The following is a 17934-nucleotide window of genomic DNA, read 5'->3' on the forward strand; positions in this document are numbered from 1 at the left end:
CCTTGCTCACTTCTTTTGTTGATCTGTTCTCTGTTTGAGCTAAGTCTTGAATGATTGCTGCGATTCGTGATTGCCCTCCAAATCCATGATCCTGACAAAGACCTGCTACTAAACTCGCATTTTTATCATTCTCATAAAACGGATTTTCTCTGATCACGACTTCAAATCCAGACGCTTCTTTTTCCGTTGGGATGTTTAAGAATGCCGGATCTTGAATGACCTGAAACGATGGGAAGATTTCCTTGAGTTCTTGTCCGATTCTCGATTGCATGAGTCTGGAAACCTCAACTCCTCTATGAAGCTCTTTTTCCAAGTTAACGCGAAGAGAATTCGTGATTTTCACGGGTACTGAGAATTTAAACATGTATTTAAAATCCCCACTGTATACAGAACGCATGGAAGACGTTGCTGAGAACGGCTCTCCGTAAGGTCCTATGTATGTTAGCTTTCCGTCTTTGATTAATGTTTGAACAGAGAGATCTTTTAAAAGAACAGGTACTTGTAATGGATGAACAGGGATAAAGACCGATTGTTCATCACGCTCTATTCGTTCCAAGAAATTCTCATCTTTCTGAAGCAGCTGCAATGTAACCTCTTCAGCCGTTACCTTGTCTGCGGAATCCTGATCGACAATCGACCGGTGTGCTTGAAAAAATGAAGCTGAAACGCACCCTTAAGTTCTGGAGAATAGAGAGACTCCTGCTCGGCACTCATGCCTTGTTTGCTTTTCGGTGTCGGGTGGAGCAGATGGCCAAAAAGAAGAGACTGCTCTGCTTCTATAAACGTGAACTCACTGTTCTGTAAAGCACCTCTATCACTTGCGCGTTCTTCTAAATAGCGCTGTATGTTCTTTTTGCTAAGAATTGTACGGAGCATCAATTCGTCTTCTGCATCTTCACGATCTTGATCCAGCAATAATTCCTTTGAAAGAACCGATACAAGCGAAACGTAATCGAGTGGAATTACATTTCCGCTCGTTTGTTGAAGAATAGGAAAGTGAAACAGATGTCTGCCGGTTAAAGACCAATGTTTTACGGCCACAAAAATCACAGAATCTTGGTTGGCTAGTGATACTTTCACCCATCTTTCTGGTGTCTCACCGTTCCAGCCTAATTGCTCCGTCGCACCTTCAACTTCTATAAAATTTTGTGTTTCTCTCAAATAACAGTTTAAGAAACTCTGCATGCTCGCATTTTCTGCTCGTCTTTTATGATTTGTCATTGGGTGATCCCCCTGTTTTCGTACTCTGCTGCAAATTGAGAAATGCTATGAAGAATGTCTTCAATATCCACAATCGTCGTTCGTGGATTCAACAAAGTAAACTTCAAAAATACTTGATCCCTTACTTTTGTTTTGGCGACTAAAGCCGTTCCTGTATGAACAATTCTTTTGTATATAAAGGTATTCAGCTCATTCAACTTTTCCGGATTGCCACCCCTATAGCGGAAAGCAATCGCGTTAATCTCAGGATTTTTGTTACATACTTCGATCTCGTCGTTGTGGCCCATTACACCAGCTGCCTGACTTGCTAGATGAAGCGTGTAATCGATCATGTTGGCAAAGTTCTTTTCACCAACGATACGAAGAGACATAAATAGCTTCAACGCGTCAAATCGTCTAGTCGTTTGAACAGATTTGCTTACCAAATGAACAAGTCCGTCATCTTCATCGTTCTCTGGATTCAAGTAATCTGCATGATGTGCAAGATAACGAAAGCTCTCCATATTTTTCACAAAAAATGCGCCACAGCTGATCGGCTGATAGAACTGCTTATGAAAATCGATCGTGATGGAATCAGCTTGTTCAATCCCTGCTAACTTATGAAAATGCTTTTGACTTAGCATTAGTGCTCCGCCATAAGCAGCATCAACATGGAGCCAAAGCCCCTGGTTTTCAGCAATTTCCGCAATCTCTGGAATGGGATCGATACTGCCAAAATCCGTCGTCCCTGCTGTTGCAACTACACACATGGGTATGAGGCCTCCAGTTTTTAACCGTTCGATCTCTTCAGCTAACTGGGCTGTGTTCATTTTTTTATTGCTGTCCGTTGAAACCGTAACAACTGCCTGTTCCCCAAGTCCTAATTGAAATGCTGATTTTTTCACGGTGAAATGAGCATTTTCCGAACATAAAATGCGCAACTTATGAGATTCTGGCGGTAACCCTTGCATCTTCACATTCCAGCCCCAGCGTTGATCACAGAAACGGTCACGGGCTAACAACAGTCCCATATAATTGGATTGCGTACCGCCACTCGTAAATGTCCCATCAGCTGAAGATGGGAGGGCAAGCTTTTCACTTACCCACTTGATTAAACGCTCTTCCAAATACGTAGCCGTTGAGCTTTGATCCCACGAATCCATGGATTGATTAAGGGCACCGATGATCAGTTCGGCCGCAATCGCGGGAATCAGCGGCGGACAATGCAGGTGTCCCATACTCGTCGGATGTGACACATGAATGCTGTTCTTCACAATCTTTGTCAAAACGTCTTCAAGAACAGTGAAAGGATCATCTCCATCACTCGATGTTATCGATAGTCCATTGATTTCATTCTCGATCTCTTTCGGAAATAATCCGTTATAAGCATCTGAGTTGTTTTTATAAAATTGACTTAATAGATGATGAGTTTCAAAGACAATATGCTGAAAACTCTGTAATCCCATTTCACTATCATTGAGAAAAAACGATCAAAATCAGTCGTGTTCATGTAGCACCTCTATTTAAGTGCGGCTCTTACCGCGTCTGTGAAAATTGCGATTACATCATCCAACTGTTCTTTTGTGATAATAAGCGGCGGCAAGAATCGAACAACACTTCCATGTCTTCCGCCAACTTCTAAAATCAATCCTCTGTTAAAGCATTCTCTTTGAATTCGGCTAGCAAGCTCTGGGTTCGCTGCATAAGTTCCTTTTAATCCAGATGGGATGCGCGGATTTACAATTTCTGCTCCCACCATCAACCCACGACCGCGAACATCGCCGATTTCAGGAATCTCATTTTGCAGAATAGAAAGTTCGAGCATAAGCTTCTCACCAAGCTCAGCCGCGTGCTGCGATAAGTTGTTTTCTTTGATGTAACGCAGCGTTGCTGTTCCAGCAGCCATTGCCATCTGGTTTCCTCGGAACGTTCCGATATGTGCACCAGGTCCCCATTTATCAAGTTCCCGATCATAAATCACAACAGATAAAGGCAAGCTTCCTCCGATCGCTTTGGACAGAACGACTACATCCGGCACGATTCCAGCATGTTGAAACGCAAATAGTTCACCAGTACGTCCGATACCTGTTTGCACTTCGTCAATGATTAATGGAATGTTGCGCTCTTTCGTAATGCGGCGAATTTCACGCAGCCATTCAACTGGCGCAGGAATTGATCCACCTTCACCTTGAACAACTTCCAAAATCATAGCTGCTGGTGGTAAGATCCCGCTTTCTGGATCATATAAAAGGTTCTCAATATATTTAGCGCTGATTTTCCCCGTATCTTCTCCACCCATTCCGAACGGACAGCGGTATTCATACGGATATGGCATGAAATGTACATCTGGCATTAAGCCTTGTACGTTCTGTTTCGGCGCTAAGTTACCCGATAACGCCATCGTTCCGTGTGTTGCTCCGTGATATCCGCCTTGGAATGACAGGATGCTTCTTCTTCCTGTTGCCGTTTTTACAAGCTTAATCGCCGCTTCGATCGCATCTCCGCCAGTCGGTCCGCAGAACTGTATCTTTGCACGCTTTGCAAACTCTTCTGGTAAGCTATTAAACACTTCACTCACAAATTCTTCTTTTACTGGCGTCGTTAAATCCAGTGTATGTAATGGGCGCTTGTCATGAAGCACTTTCTCAATCGCTTCAATCACAACCGGGTGATTATGTCCAAGAGCAAGAGTGCCTGCTCCTGCCAGGCAATCAATAAACTTTCTTCCATCAGCGTCTTTTACGTAGATTCCCTCTGCTTCTTCAATTGCAATCGGAATGCGTCTCGGGTAAGATCTTGCATTGGATTCTCGCTTCTCCTGTTGTTTTAGATATAGGTCGTTCATTTCTAAGTGTAAAGTGCTCATATATGATCCTCCTCAAAGTTAAGTTCCGTTACTGAAAATGATTCTCATTATTAATTACATGTATAACCTTAAATGATAATGATTATCATCGTCAATAATAGATTTGCCCTAACTTGTTTCCATATATTTTTATTGCTGTAATTGAGCATTAGGTCTAAAGTCCTTTTGTTTTGAAGTGATTTGTGGGGTTTCTTACTTGGTAGCAGATGAAAAATGGGGGATCTATAAAATTTAAAAAGCCGCTATTAGCTATTAGCGACTTTTTATCTTCATTTATTAAAATAATAGTAAAACGATGCTTTTCTTCCTCTTTCTTTGCAGCCAGATTTCTCAAAAATACGCTGCATCGCAATATTCGTTTCGTGCGTTGAACCAACGTAATAACTGGCTCCCATTTCTTTCAATAGAAAAAGAGAACGTTTATGTAGTTTTCCTGCGTAACCTTTTCCTCGTTCTTCCGGCAATACACCAAAATAAAACAATCTTCCCTCATCCTTCGTCCCAGGTTCAATATGAGGAATACACACGGCCATAGGACGTTCACTCAAATAAAACACACCACAATTCCTCTTCCATTCTGCACCTAGTTCATGCTTCACTGAGTTTAACTGTTCATCCATAGAAAGAGTGGACGTTGCATTGCCTGATCCTTGCATCACTCTCTCCCATAGTTCCTTAAATTTCTGTTCTGTAAGAATCGAATCTTCTAATGTGAAATATGCGAAATCCGTTTCTTCTTCCGTTTCTTCAGATAGATCTTTGTAATATTCTACTGAACTAGTAAATATCTCGAATCCAAGATTTTCTAAATACAAAGCAAGTTTTTCAAAGTCCGTGTTGCCCTTTTTCAGATGAATACTAACTCGACTGAGTTTGTTAGATTTTCCAATAGAAAGCAGATCAGCGACCAACTGAGAGAATACCTCTAGTTCGACAGCTTCTTTCTGCTCCAACCCCACATAAGAAGGCATTCCATTTAATACAAAAAACGATTTATTTGATATTGTTCCTAATTCACTCATAACGTTCACTCAACTTTCTTTAATAAAAAAACTTTTCCACTAAGGCTCACCGCCTGCCCCGCGGAAAGCGAGCCTGAAACGGAAATCAACTACTTTCACGCGGAACTGGAGCATGTGAAACGGAGGTAAACTGCCCTCGAAAACAACTTCTGCATAATATAAAGATATCCTTCTTATCCGATAAACGCTGCCAGTTCTTTGTTTACTTTTTCCCACTCTTCCCAAAACAGACCGTGACCGCTATTTTCTAAAGGGACCAGCTTAGAGTTTTGGATTCCTTGATTCATGCTAAGAGCCAAAGGAAACGGACAGACTGCATCATGCACGCCATGAAGGATTAGAGTGGGGACTTTTATTTTCTCTAGATCAGAAAACAGGGTCTCATCACGCAAAGAACCTAAAACGGCTGCAGTTGAATAACCGGCAGCTTCCAGTCCCAATTGGAAAAACCAGTCTGAAAAAGGTGCTGTCACATACTTAAAAAAGAAGAGATCGCCAAACCCAGACAGCATTTTCGGCCTGTCTTTGTATGTGTCTTGAATGAATGTGTTTATTTGTTCTACCGTACTGCCATACGGAAAGTTTGGTCTTCTTGTGAAACTTGGTGCCGCTGCGCCTAATAGAGCAAGCTTTGAAACACCGTAACCGTTATGTTTAGCCATATATCGGATTGAGATCGCTCCGCCAACAGAGTGACCGACCAGTGTGAAATTTTCTAGTTTTAGCGTTTGAATGACAGCATAAATGTCATCTGCCAGGCGGTTATAAGAATAGCCGGTGTAAGGTTTATCAGATTTCCCAAATCCTCTTAAATCAATCCCTATGCATCTAAACCCTTGTGCCGGAAGCTGATTAAACTGATATTCGAACAACTTATGATTCGCAGGCCATCCATGTATGAATAGGATTGTCTTTTGCCCTTTAGGATTCACATCTTCTACATAAATTCTAACATCAGGTTCAACTCGAACATAATATCCCACTGTCATTCCTCCATTAAAAACATTATGTATTAACTTATTCAAGGAGATGAAAATGGGTGAATGCCTATAAAAAACGACCAGCCGAAGCCAGTCGTTAGTTGAATATTTATTGTTTGTCTAGAACATCTATCATTCGAAGTGCAACACTTCTACTTGATTGAGGATTCTGCCCCGTAACAAGGTTTCCATCTGTTACCGCAAAGTCTTCCCACTTTCCAGCACGCTGGAATTCTGCTCCGAGCTCACGAAGCTTTGTTTCCAATAAGAATGGCACTTCTTTTGTCAGCTTCATTTCTTCTTCCTCTTCATCTGTAAAAGCCGTAACGGTCTTCCCTTTTACAATAGATGTACCATCTTTAAGCGTTGCTGTCGTTAGTCCTGCTGGACCATGACAAACACTGCCGATCACTTTGTTCGTTTGTGCCATCTGACTGACTACTTCTTTTAATGCTTCACTTTTCGGAAAGTCAAAAACCGTTCCATGACCACCCGGCAAGTAGATCGCATCATAGCTTACTGCATCTTCTGGACTAAGTTCCGCTGTATTTTCAAGCATAGATAAAGCTTCTTTATATGTTTCCTTATCCACACCTTCTAAACTGTTCGGATCTAAAGGAACACTGCCGCCTTTAATACTTTTTACCGTAATGTCATACCCTTTGTCTCGGAACTCATTGAAAGGAACTGCAAACTCCTCTAACCAGAGACCCGTTTTATTGTTACCAATGTTTTGATGATTTGTTACGACGATTAGAATTCGTTTTGACATCCTTACACTCCCTTTCATTCATGTACGCTTATCATTTTTCCCGATTTTAATAATTTAAAACAAAAGGGTTTTAAGTGTGTGCATAAATTTTACAAGGTCTAAGGGTTAAGGGAGTAATAAAATCTTTCCTAACTTCCCTTTATTTTTAAAATAAACTTGAGCTTCTTTGGCCTCTTCCAAAGGAAAGGTCTTATCTATGACGGGTTTGATTTTGCCTTCTGAAATTGCATCAAGCATTTCTTTAAACTCTGCTCTAGTCCCCAAGACGGATCCATACATTGTAATATGTTTGAGATACAACGTTCTAAAATCAAGATTTGTCTTCTGACCGCCAGCAGAACCTGATATACAGAACTTCCCTCCATTTTTAAGAACCTCTAGAGATGTAGAAAACAAGGCATCCCCCACCACATCAAGCACAGAGTCCACTGGTCCCCCATTCACTTCTATAATTTCTTCTGATAGACGATTGGATTTATATGATAATACGTGAGCTGCTCCTAGTTCCTTCAGTTTTTCTTCACCTTTTAAGTCACCAATGATTGCAATAACCTTTGCACCAAAGACTTTTGATGCAATCTGAACATTGAGTGATCCTACACCTCCATTAGCCCCAGTTACGATAATCGTCTCACCAGGTTGAACCTGTATTTGTTTAACCATATGCCAAGCCGTTAATCCGCTAACTGAAAAAACGGCACTTTCCGTATAGCTGGGAAGAGGCATATCAAAGCATAACTCAGCTGGCCAAACCACATATTCAGCATAACCGCCATCATATTCTGAACCTATAAAAGACATATCCAAAGAAATATGTTCTGATCCTTTTTCACCACTTGATGTAAAAGGAAATAACACAACATCTTTCCCTATCAAAGATTCATCTACTAATTTTCCGACTTTTTCTATTTTCCCCGTTATATCCGAGCCAGGTGTACGTGGAAATTGGACGCCTTCTGGTCGCCATCCTGATTTAGAATCGGTACCGTAAGCCCCTTCTCTCATCCAGATCTCAGTGTTATTAATCGCACAAGCCTCTACTTTTACAAGAACTTCATTTTCTTTTGGTTCAGGGACGGGGATATCAACTACTTCTAACTTATCAACATCTCCATATCCTGTTACTTGTACAGCTTTCATCAAACTATTCCTCTTCTCTTATTGATTCATATTTTAAATTCATATCATACTCTTCGTTTTGATAGGCTATTGTTCTATTATGGTCAAAGCTTCTGTTTTGCAACATACGTGATTACTCTCTACAACTTTGAATATAAAAATCAGCTTTTCATTTTGATGAATTGTCACAAAACTTGACTTGATAAAAAAGCAAATTGTCCTGTAACAAATCACAGGACAACTTTATAGGCATTTTTATTCAAATTGTTTATAAAACTCCGGATCATCCGGATCTGCACCGTTCCGTTTATCTTGATTCAGCGCTGAAATGCGCGTCATGTCCTCATTCGTCAGTTCAAAATCAAAAATATCAATGTTTTCTTGAATTCTGTGTTCTGTTACTGATTTAGGAATTGTCACAACACCGTTTTGAAGATCCCAGCGCAAAATGATCTGCGCAACTGATTTATTATATTTATCCGCAAGCTCCACTAAAGTCGGCTCTTCAAAGATTTCTCCTTTTAAAAGAGGTCTCCAAGCTTCTAGCTGTATGCCCTGCTCTTTACAATACGATAAAAGGTCTTCCTGAGACAAACGCGGATGGTACTCCACCTGGTTTACCATAGGTTTAATTTCAGCTTCTGCCATCAAATCTTCAAGATGGTGCTGTTTAAAGTTACTAACACCAATTGCTTTTGCTCGGCCATCATTATAAATTTTTTCTAGCGCTCTCCACGTTTCTTTATACTTTCCAGGTACTGGCCAGTGAACAAGGTAAAGATCGACATAATCAAGGCCCAGTCTTTCTAAACTCGCGTCAAATGCCTCAAGTGTTTTTTCATACCCTTGATCCGTATTCCATACTTTTGTGGTGATAAACAGTTCTTCTCTTGGAACGTGTGATTCAGCAATCGCCTGTCCAACACCAGCTTCATTCTCATACAGACTTGCTGTGTCAATGCTGCGATATCCTGCATCAATCGCCCATTTTATTGACTGAATGACTTCTTCACCCTCTTCAGCTTTATAAACCCCTAAGCCGATCCAAGGCATTTGGACACCATTATGTAGAACGGCACGATCATGAATACTGCTTGCCATAAAGAATCCCTCCTTAGTCACATTGTGGCACACTTTTTCCTAGAGATAAAAAGATTAGACTGAACAAAGCTGGTCCGCGGTTTCTCCTAATCGTTCATGTGCATCATCTTGGATGGCAGATTCACTCCAGGTAAACCCATCATTTTCATATCTCGGAATCACATGCATATGAAAATGAGTTAAATCACTAAACATTCCCCCATTTTGGTTAATTGTAATCCCATCAGGTTTTAAACATTTGTTTAACTTCTCAGATATGTACTTCGCCGCTTCCATCACAGCTAATGTTTCTTCATCCGTTAGCTCTGTTAGTTCTTTCACATGTCTTTTCGGAAGGATCAACGTATGGCCTTCATTAAAAGGATCAATATCGAGAAAACAGTGAACCAACTCATTTTCATAAATCGTATGTACAGGCAGTTTGGCGTTTGCAAGATCGCAACCTAAACAGCTCATCTAAATCAATCCCTTCAATCTTGCCAGCAGCAATCCATGTGCCAGTTCACTATCTTTCCAGATCCCCTGTTCAATATTGTGAAATGCTCGTTCTACAGGAATATGAAACGCTTGAATCGTGGCTTCCTTTTTTCAAGCATTTGAGATTTGTACTCTATGATTTCTTTTGTAAAATAAACATGTGTAATGACGTTGCTTAAACAAGCGCTCGGCTGAATACTTCCTAAAAATACAGCCTCCCCACACACGATTCCGGTTTCTTCAAGCAGCTCTCGTTTTGCGGCTTTCATAGGGTCTTCGTTCTCATTCATGCCTCCTCCGGGCAGTTGGATAATGACTTCGTCCACTGCTGGGCGATATTGGCTAATCAAGATCAATGAGTCGTTTTCCAGTGCAACCATAACTGCAGCTTCATGCGGCATCTCTTTTAATGTAATACTTCCAAATTCATCTTCGAACACTTCTATATCTCTGCTCTGATATACAAGTTCCTTTTTCAAGATTCCCCCACCTTTTACATCAGTTTCCTCTTAACATTATCCAAACTTGGAAACATTTTCAACTAATAACTTATTGGAAATTTAGACCAATTAACTATCTGCTTTTATATGGGTATTTTTTTAGTTGCATAGCAAATTGAGGGATGAGGGAACTTTTCGTGAAACTCTTGCGTATTACAGATAATGAATTACGAAGGAGTATAACATGAAAAAGAAAATCGGAATTATTTTTATTGTCCTCTCATTTGTGTTGTGGATTTTAATTCCCGTCATCCCCTTTTTATCGTTCAGTGCGGGACTAAAAACAGCCATCGTAAGTGGATTGTTCATCGGCGGAGAAGTTTTCTTTTGGCTCGGAGCGCTGTTAGCTGGAAAAGACATTGTGAAAAAGTTTATTCAAAAGTATTGGCGTAAGAAAGAAAAGAAGGATGATGTAACTTAAGAGACTACGAGCATCCTTGGACAAAAGATTGATTAAAGTTGCTGAGTCGATAAATTAGGTGATTGAAATGGAAGACATATTTGGTGGGTTTATCTATACTTTTTTAATCGTAATTACGTTCGAAACCATTTTTAGTAGAATACTAGGTAATGGTCTTAAACACCCCGCAAAAAAATTCTTGTTCTTGCTATACAGTGTTTTGTTATCACTTGGCTCTTATTTCAATTGTATAACTAAAGCCTGGCAGCTTATGGCTGCACAGGCTTTTCTTTTTGAGTATATATTTTTAATGAAGCCGAATTCATGAGTATGACAGCTGAAGCCATATAAAGAAATGACGCGATATAAAACAAGCTTCCAATCGTCAGGAAATCTACTAAATAACCTGTAGCCATGACCGCTACCGCTCCCCAAACACTTGTCCAAAGATGATAGTTTCCGATTTCTTCACCCGTTTGCGTGCCGGTAGTCTGCCTCGCTAGCACCGTTTTTTCCGTGGTCTTTTGTACAGCACCTAAAATGCCCATCGCAATCTGAATCATGTAGAGAGCAGCAACCGTTTCAATGATGGGAACAAGAAGCATCATTCCAGCCATGCCCCATGTGTAGAAAAGAATTAAGGAACGATCCCCCACTTTATCAGAAAGTCTACCGATAACCGGATGAAGAAGTGCTCCTGTAAGTGCAAAAAGACCGTAAGCCAATCCGAATTGTGAGTAGCTGTCCCCTATGTTCCGAATGAGAAGCAGATAAAAGGGAAACACCATGGAGCTTGCTGTCATTAATAGACTTTGGGCTGTTACGAATGTGCGATAATTCATTGTCCATACCTCTCATAAAATAGATTTTTGAACCGCTCCTCTGGATCCAGCTCACGTTTCTTTTTGAAGAACTTATCAATGTGAGGATACGCTTTTTTCAGTTGTGCTTTCGTCGGATAGGAATAATAAGGTAAGTAATAACTGCCTTCATGCTCTAATGTCACATCAATCATCTTCTGGATAACGTCCTCTGTCTTTTTTATCTCTTTTTTGGATCGACCTTGATTAATTAATAAAACGAGTGCAAACATATCATCCTTGGCATAAGACAGAACAGCATCCTCATCATGCTCGACATAACGAATCGTGATATTCAACACATTTAATTCTTCTTTTTCTATAACCGCACGTAAATCATCAATATAATCTGTGAACTGATCTACCGGAACAAAGTATTCTTGCAGAACTTCTGTCCGGTTTGGATTTTCATATTCCATAAACGCACTGTCCGACCTCATCACGTTGTTCCTTGTTTCATACTTGCCGTTACTATCCGCAAAGTATTTTTTCTGAGTATCCCAGAACACGTCTTTTCCCCAGTCGCTGTAACGTGACACGCCAAGCATAAATTTAGGCAGTGCAACTAATTCTTCTTCTTTCAATGTCGAATACTTCTTAAGTTTACTTTGATTATCAGTCAGCACATAATCGGTTACATACATTTCTTTTAAAAACGAATTTGGTGCAACAGATAATCGGGCCAAGTGCATTTTCACCCTGGGGTCTTTTTTAACGTTGTTATTAAAATAATCTTCGTATTCTTTATAATCCATGGTGGCAATACGGTGCTGGTAAAGTTCATCCTCTGCCAAATAAAGGGTTACATCTAAAATAACTCCGAAAAGACCGTAGCCCCCGATCACATGAGAGAAGTAATCACTATTCTCTGTGCGGCTCACATTTATTATTTCACCGTTAGGTTTAAGCAGCCGAAAAGATTCTACCGTATCTATCAATGATCCGTATCGTATATCACGCCCATGAACGTTTACACTTAACGACCCGCCAACCGTAAATATATTTTGCGACTGCATCACTTTAATGGATAACCCATATGGATTAATGACTTGTTGGATATCTTCCCAAGTCGCACCGCTTTGAACAGTGATTCTTCTTTTTTCGGGTCAATGTCCAGAATTTCATTGTAGCTTTTCATATCAAGAAGCGTTCCAGCAGGATACAGCGTATGACCACCTTGACTGTGCTGCATACCTGCGATTGAAATCGACTCTTCTTCCTTAACCCATTTTTGAAGATCATTAGTTGAGTGCGAGCTTTTGATCACTTTCATTTTTGTAGGCAACAACTTTCCAGCATCTTTTACAACAATGGTTTCTTGTTGTTGAGAATATACAGAAACACTTGAATACAGAGCTAAACTGTATAAAGAAATTCCTGTTATGATCCATTTCAGCTTCATCAATAACACTCCCAGTTACAACTTAAGTGTAATTTTACACTATAATTATAAAATGAACCTTCAGTGCATGACAAGGAATTTTTTAGTTCACAGCTTAGATATTTTGTGTCGAAAACCTCATAATTTTTTTATACGCAGAATCATTGGATATTTTACTTTATGTACGGTGGACGTAGACACACCTTCAAATTTGGTACACTCTAAAAATACAAGGAAATAAAAAAGAGACATGAACACAAAATTGAGTCGTTCAGCCTCCTTTTTTCTCACTCTTCTCTATTCATGCTTTTATCAAAATCTTCTCTCCTTAAGCTTCAACTCCCGCATGTATACTTCCTTTTTTAGTTATTCCGATTTTCATAACAATTAAACTTGCAAGCACACAGAACGCTCCTGCAGATAGAAAACTAAAATAATAGCTTCCTAACATGTCGTGAAGCAATCCTCCGCTATACGCAGCAATCGCAGCACCAAACTGATGAGCTGCCATGATCCAGCCAAATAAAATGCCAGCGCGCTCTCTTCCAAAAATATCTGAAGTCAATTTTATGGTTGGAGGAACGGTCGCCACCCAATCTAATCCATAAAAGATGATAAAGAACCATAGATAAAAGTGGGAAGCATCAAGCGCAAACGGTAAGAACAACAGTGAGATCCCTCTTAATCCATAGTACCAAAACAATAGCCAGCGATTGTTAAACCGATCTGATAAGATGCCCGACAGCATGGTTCCAAAAACATCAAAAATACCGATAAGGGCAAGCATGCTAGCCGCTTTCACTTCAGATATACCGTGGTCAATACACGCTGGAATGAAGTGTGTTCCGATAAGTCCATTCGTTGAAAACCCGCATATGAAAAAGCTTCCGGCTAACAGCCAAAAATCAAGGTGGCGTGATGCCCCTTTTAATTCCCTGAGAGGCTGAGTAAAAGGATTCAACTTTGGCTGAAGTGGTTCGTTAATGATTTTGTTAGATCCATAAGGAGCGAGTCTCATGTCACCAGGATGGTTTTTCATCAATAACAAAACAACAAAGAACACAATTCCTATTACAAGACTGACTGCCCAAACAGACAGTTTCCATCCTTTGTTCGCAACGAGCTGTGCAAGAAAAGGAAGAAAGATAATTTGACCAGTAGCCCCACTTGCGGTTAGTATTCCGATCACTAAGCCCCGCTTTTCTACAAACCATCTATTGGCAATCATCGTACTAAGAACAACCGTGGATCCGCTTCCGATCCCAATCAACACACCCCAAAGTACATTTAACTGCCACGGTGAGTTTATCCATGGTGTACAGAACACACCAATTATGAGAAGCATTAATGCCGTTCCCGTCACTCGCTTCATACCGAACCGCATCATAAGTGCTGCAGCAAACGGTCCGAATAATCCGTATAAAAGCAAATTGATCGCAAGGGATGTTGATACAACGGTGCGGCTCCAGTCAAATTCAGTTTCCAGCGGCACCATAAGTACACTTGGCATAGAACGTATTCCAGCACCCGTTAGTAAAACAAGAAATGCGACAGCAACCATAATCCATCCGTAATGAATTCTCTTCATTTGTTAATTCCCCACTTCCTTCTTTCATTCACTATAATTCTTCTATCTCACATTTGTAAAATTGAAATATTTTATTCATTCCATCATTTTTTTTGATACTATGTATTTAATTACTGTGGAGGTGGATTCAATGGAATTTCGCCATTTAGTTACATTAAAAACGATTATTGAAAAAGGAAGCTTTACAGGTGCCGCTGAAGAAATGGGGTATACACAGTCCACCGTAACCTCTCATATACAAGCACTTGAGCAATTCATTGGAGCTCCGATTTTTGACCGGATGGGAAGAAAAGTAGTTTTAACAAACGTTGGTCAACAAGTGATGGGACACGCATCAGTAATGTTGCAAGAATATGAAAAGATGCAGAACCTTACCCTGGCAAACGGTGAAATTACAGGTGAAATTAAAATTGGCGCTGCAGAATCTATAACTGTTTATCACTTAGATAAGATTTTAAAATCCTATCGAGAACAATATCCAAATGTAAAAATATCGCTGTTAAACATCAATTGCAATGAAGTTCAAAGTCAGCTTATTTCGTCACAGATTGATGTTGGTTTCATGCTAATTCGCAGCACATCAAAAGACATTACAAGTATCCAACTAAATGAGGAAGACTTAGTGCTCGTTGGTTTACCTGAAAAAGCATCCACATTCTATGGAATAAATCAGGGTAAATGGGAAGAATGCTTCATAACCAATGAAAAAGGGTGCAGTTATCGCACTGATTTTGAAGACTATTTGCGATTTAAACAGATCATACCTGCTCATGTTATGGAGTTATGGAGCATTGAAGCTATAAAGAGATGCGTTATCAGCGGTCTAGGGGTTGGTTTCTTACCCTATGTAACCGTTGAAAAAGAAATTATAGACAACAAACTTATCATCATTCCATATGCTCACCCTATTAAACCCATGCCTCTATATATTGGACACCATAAAGACAAATGGATATCACCTGCTATTCAAAAATTCCTTGAAGTTACTAATCACTATTTTGCTAACGGTGTAATTTAGACGTTATGAAATGAGAAAAATGGTGATTCGTACAAGCACTCCCCTTTGAATTTCATATAGTAATAGTGGGGGTGATACAATTGGGTAAAAAGAAAAAGATCAACACGAAAGTTCTTCTTCTAGTTCAAGCAGCCATGGCGGCGGTAAAGGCGGCAAAGGTTCTGAGAGCCCGAACGGTAAAGGCCGTACTGGCAACGCTTCTGAAAGTCCAAATGGTAAAGGCATTTCAGAAAGCAATGAACAAAACCTGAAAAAACTACGCAAAAAGTTAGGCGCAAACGGTACTGCAGCAAACGGTACTGAAACTGCTGCGGCAGGTGCTTCTACTAACGGTAATAGTGCTGAAGCTGGCGTTACTGAAGCACTTCGTTCCCTTTTAGGCGGAGGTCTAAAAGAGAAGAAGTCTAAGAAATCTTCTTGTAAGAAATCAAAGAAAGCTCCTAATGGACCTGGAAGCGTTCCTGACAGCTGCTGGGAATAATCCTCTAACAAAAAAAGCTCCCTCTTCTAATCAAGGGGAGCTTTTCCTGTTCTATTTTGTTAACTCTACTTTCTTCTCTGCATTTTGTTTTAAATAAGTAAGCGTTGCGGCACCAAGCAAGTTGGCCGCTATTAATAAAGCATCTTCGTTGATTTTGAATTTAGGATGGTGGTGCGGATATGTCTCTGCCCACGCTGCGTCCTCTGCTCCCGTAAAGAAGAAGGTACCAGGAACTTTCTCCAAATAGTATGAGAAATCTTCTCCGCCCATCTGCGGCTCGATTTCTTCTAGCTCGACCACACCTGGAACCTTTCTCGCTACATCTACAACGAATTCTGTATCTGCTTTATGGTTAACAACCGCTGGATAACCGCGTCTAAATACATATTCATAAGAGGCGTCAGAAGCAAGACATGTTCCTTTTGCGATACGGTCAATCTCTTGTTCGATTGCAACACGAACTTCTTCTTTAAATGTGCGAACCGTTCCTGTTAACTTTGCTGTATCTGCAATCACGTTAAATGCGTTTTTCGCTTCGAATGCACCAACCGAAACCACCGCTGCATCCAACGGATTGACACGTCGGCTTACAATCTGCTGCAGGTTTGAAACAAGCTGTGCACCAATCACGATGCTGTCTTTTGTTTTATGTGGCTGTGCACCATGGCCGCCCTTCCCTTGAACTTTTATAGTAAATGAATCGGCTGCTGCCATCACAGGACCTGTGCGGTAACCAATCGTTCCTGTAGGCATCGTAGCCCAAAGGTGTGTGCCGTAAATAACATCTACTCCGTCTAAACATCCGTCTTCAATCATTACAATCGCTCCGCCTGGCGCTAGTTCTTCGGCATGCTGATGAATAAATACAACATTTCCTTCTAACTCTTCTTTTAGTTCGGTTAAAACTTTTGCCAGAACAAGCAGTGTTGCGGTATGACCGTCATGACCGCAAGCATGCATCACACCTGGCACTTTCGATTTGTATGGAGAATCATTTTCCTCATGGATCGGGAGTGCATCAAAGTCCGCTCTTAGTGCAACGGTCTTCCCCGGCTTTCCGCCTCTTAATGTTGCAACAACTCCTCTTCCCCTACTCCCGTGCGAACTTCTAACCCTAACTTTTCATGATAAGCAGCAATAAAGGCGGGTGTTTCGACTTCTTCAAATGACAGTTCAGGGTTTTGATGAAGGTGTCTGCGGATCTCCACCATCTCGTCTTGATAACTAGCCAACCGGCTAAATAATTGTTCCAAACCTGCTCACTCCTTCTATAAAATCTACATGTTTAAATATTCGCCAGATCTAATGGAAGTCCTACATTCTTCAGGCTGTTATCCACAGTTTAAAGGGTCTTTTCAGAACACAACTTTTTTACTAGTTAGTAGATGTGACAATTGGTTAGGGGAATGTAAGGGCTTTCCTTTGCGGAATATTCTTTCTATTTAAAATTTACCAGTTCGACATCTTCCGCTATAATGAATACATTGTTTTGCTTTTCAAACCGATTTTCAGGTAAAGATAAAGGAGCGAACTTCATGGATCTTTTGTTAAAAGAAAGTCTGAAAGCAAGCTACAACGAACAAGCCGATTCTCGCAATAAAGTAGAAATAGAGAGTTGGAAGGTTAGTGAGCTGGATTCATTTATTGCAGCTCTAACAAATGATCGCTGCCATACTGTTCTTGATATCGGAGCAGGATCAGGTCAGCACGGTAAATACTTGTCAGATCACAGCATGGATGTGACTTGCATCGACCTCTCACCAAACATGGTCGAAACGTGCCGTGCAAAAGGCTTAAAAGCTGAAGTGATGGATTATTACACATTAAACTTTGATGCTGAATCTTTTGATGCGGTATGGGCGATGAATACGTTGCTTCACGTCCCAAAGGTAAGTCTGCCTGCTGTACTTAAGAACATCCATACAGTTTTAGGAGAGGATGGTTTGTTCTACATGGGCGTATACGGCGGTAAGGATTCTGAGGGCGTATGGCAAGAAGATTCGTATATTCCAAAGCGGTTCTTTTCGTTTTATACAGATGAAGACCTATTAGAAGTGGTATCTCCTCTTTTTGAGGTACTAGACTTTCACATCGTTACAGAAGCTGGTGGAAGTATGGACTTCCAATCCTTGCTTTTGCGAAAGAAAGCGATGTTTGATTAATCAAAAC

General features: G+C 40.5%; 15 protein-coding genes and 3 pseudogenes. 3 read left to right on the forward strand and 15 right to left on the reverse strand.

Annotated features, from left to right (window positions below):
- Positions 1-151 precede the first annotated feature (151 nt).
- The 10 genes and pseudogenes from ACEWFH_RS18500 to ACEWFH_RS18545 all read right to left on the reverse strand — a co-directional run.
- Positions 152-1221 (reverse strand): annotated as a pseudogene (locus ACEWFH_RS18500) (IucA/IucC family protein); the annotation flags it as partial.
- A complete protein-coding gene (locus tag ACEWFH_RS18505) occupies positions 1218-2666 on the reverse strand; it encodes a pyridoxal phosphate-dependent decarboxylase family protein (RefSeq protein ID WP_473725188.1) in 1449 nt (482 codons plus the stop codon). The gene ACEWFH_RS18505 and the pseudogene ACEWFH_RS18500, both read right to left, overlap by 4 nt.
- Positions 2667-2719: 53 nt before the next feature.
- Positions 2720-4066: a diaminobutyrate--2-oxoglutarate transaminase gene (locus ACEWFH_RS18510; RefSeq protein WP_473725189.1), complete on the reverse strand. Its 1347-nt coding sequence runs from the start codon at positions 4064-4066 to the stop codon at positions 2720-2722.
- 269 nt (positions 4067-4335) lie between these two features.
- On the reverse strand, positions 4336-5088 hold the full coding sequence (locus ACEWFH_RS18515) for a GNAT family N-acetyltransferase (protein ID WP_473725190.1): 753 nt from the start codon (positions 5086-5088) through the stop codon (positions 4336-4338).
- 173 nt (positions 5089-5261) lie between these two features.
- Complete coding sequence (locus tag ACEWFH_RS18520; RefSeq protein WP_473725191.1) at positions 5262-6071, reverse strand: alpha/beta fold hydrolase; 810 nt, start codon at positions 6069-6071, stop codon at positions 5262-5264.
- Between the two features lie 106 nt (positions 6072-6177).
- Positions 6178-6840: a type 1 glutamine amidotransferase domain-containing protein gene (locus tag ACEWFH_RS18525; RefSeq protein ID WP_473725192.1), complete on the reverse strand. Its 663-nt coding sequence runs from the start codon at positions 6838-6840 to the stop codon at positions 6178-6180.
- Positions 6841-6945: 105 nt separating this feature from the next.
- Positions 6946-7980, reverse strand: coding sequence for a zinc-binding dehydrogenase (locus tag ACEWFH_RS18530; protein WP_473725193.1), 1035 nt, complete (start codon positions 7978-7980; stop codon positions 6946-6948).
- A gap of 234 nt (positions 7981-8214) precedes the next feature.
- A complete protein-coding gene (locus tag ACEWFH_RS18535) occupies positions 8215-9060 on the reverse strand; it encodes an aldo/keto reductase (protein ID WP_473725194.1) in 846 nt (281 codons plus the stop codon).
- Between the two features lie 54 nt (positions 9061-9114).
- The gene (locus ACEWFH_RS18540; RefSeq protein WP_473725195.1) at positions 9115-9516 is read right to left on the reverse strand and encodes an HIT family protein; all 402 of its coding nucleotides are present in this window, start codon (positions 9514-9516) and stop codon (positions 9115-9117) included.
- A 92-nt stretch (positions 9517-9608) separates the two neighbouring features.
- Positions 9609-10016, reverse strand: coding sequence for an NUDIX hydrolase (locus ACEWFH_RS18545; RefSeq protein WP_473725196.1), 408 nt, complete (start codon positions 10014-10016; stop codon positions 9609-9611).
- Between the two features lie 205 nt (positions 10017-10221).
- On the opposite strand from ACEWFH_RS18545, the gene ACEWFH_RS18550 reads away from it, so the two are divergent.
- Positions 10222-10458 carry a transporter suffix domain-containing protein gene (locus ACEWFH_RS18550; RefSeq protein ID WP_473725197.1) on the forward strand — a complete coding sequence of 79 codons (237 nt, stop codon included), beginning with the start codon at positions 10222-10224 and terminating at the stop codon, positions 10456-10458.
- Positions 10459-10706: 248 nt separating this feature from the next.
- Here ACEWFH_RS18550 and ACEWFH_RS18555 read toward each other — a convergent pair whose 3' ends face one another.
- From ACEWFH_RS18555 to ACEWFH_RS18565, 3 genes and pseudogenes are all read right to left on the reverse strand, one after another.
- Positions 10707-11279 (reverse strand): MFS transporter, encoded by a 573-nt coding sequence (locus ACEWFH_RS18555; protein WP_473725198.1) that lies wholly within the window; start codon positions 11277-11279, stop codon positions 10707-10709.
- A pseudogene (locus ACEWFH_RS18560) lies at positions 11276-12699 on the reverse strand (FAD-binding protein). The gene ACEWFH_RS18555 and the pseudogene ACEWFH_RS18560 overlap by 4 nt, the downstream one beginning before the upstream one ends.
- 307 nt (positions 12700-13006) lie before the next feature.
- A complete protein-coding gene (locus tag ACEWFH_RS18565) occupies positions 13007-14266 on the reverse strand; it encodes an MFS transporter (RefSeq protein WP_473725199.1) in 1260 nt (419 codons plus the stop codon).
- 130 nt (positions 14267-14396) lie between these two features.
- On the opposite strand from ACEWFH_RS18565, the gene ACEWFH_RS18570 reads away from it, so the two are divergent.
- Positions 14397-15284 (forward strand): LysR family transcriptional regulator, encoded by an 888-nt coding sequence (locus ACEWFH_RS18570; RefSeq protein ID WP_473725200.1) that lies wholly within the window; start codon positions 14397-14399, stop codon positions 15282-15284.
- A 99-nt stretch (positions 15285-15383) separates the two neighbouring features.
- Here ACEWFH_RS18570 and ACEWFH_RS18575 read toward each other — a convergent pair whose 3' ends face one another.
- Both ACEWFH_RS18575 and ACEWFH_RS18580 read right to left on the reverse strand, forming a co-directional pair.
- The gene (locus ACEWFH_RS18575) at positions 15384-15776 is read right to left on the reverse strand and encodes a hypothetical protein (protein WP_473725201.1); all 393 of its coding nucleotides are present in this window, start codon (positions 15774-15776) and stop codon (positions 15384-15386) included.
- A 40-nt stretch (positions 15777-15816) separates the two neighbouring features.
- Positions 15817-16976, reverse strand: a pseudogene (locus ACEWFH_RS18580) (M20 family metallopeptidase).
- Positions 16977-17300: 324 nt separating this feature from the next.
- Here ACEWFH_RS18580 and ACEWFH_RS18585 point away from each other — a divergent pair.
- On the forward strand, positions 17301-17927 hold the full coding sequence (locus ACEWFH_RS18585) for a class I SAM-dependent methyltransferase (RefSeq protein WP_473725202.1): 627 nt from the start codon (positions 17301-17303) through the stop codon (positions 17925-17927).
- Positions 17928-17934 lie beyond the last annotated feature (7 nt).

The organism is Fictibacillus sp. EA-CB0309, from assembly GCF_055814265.1.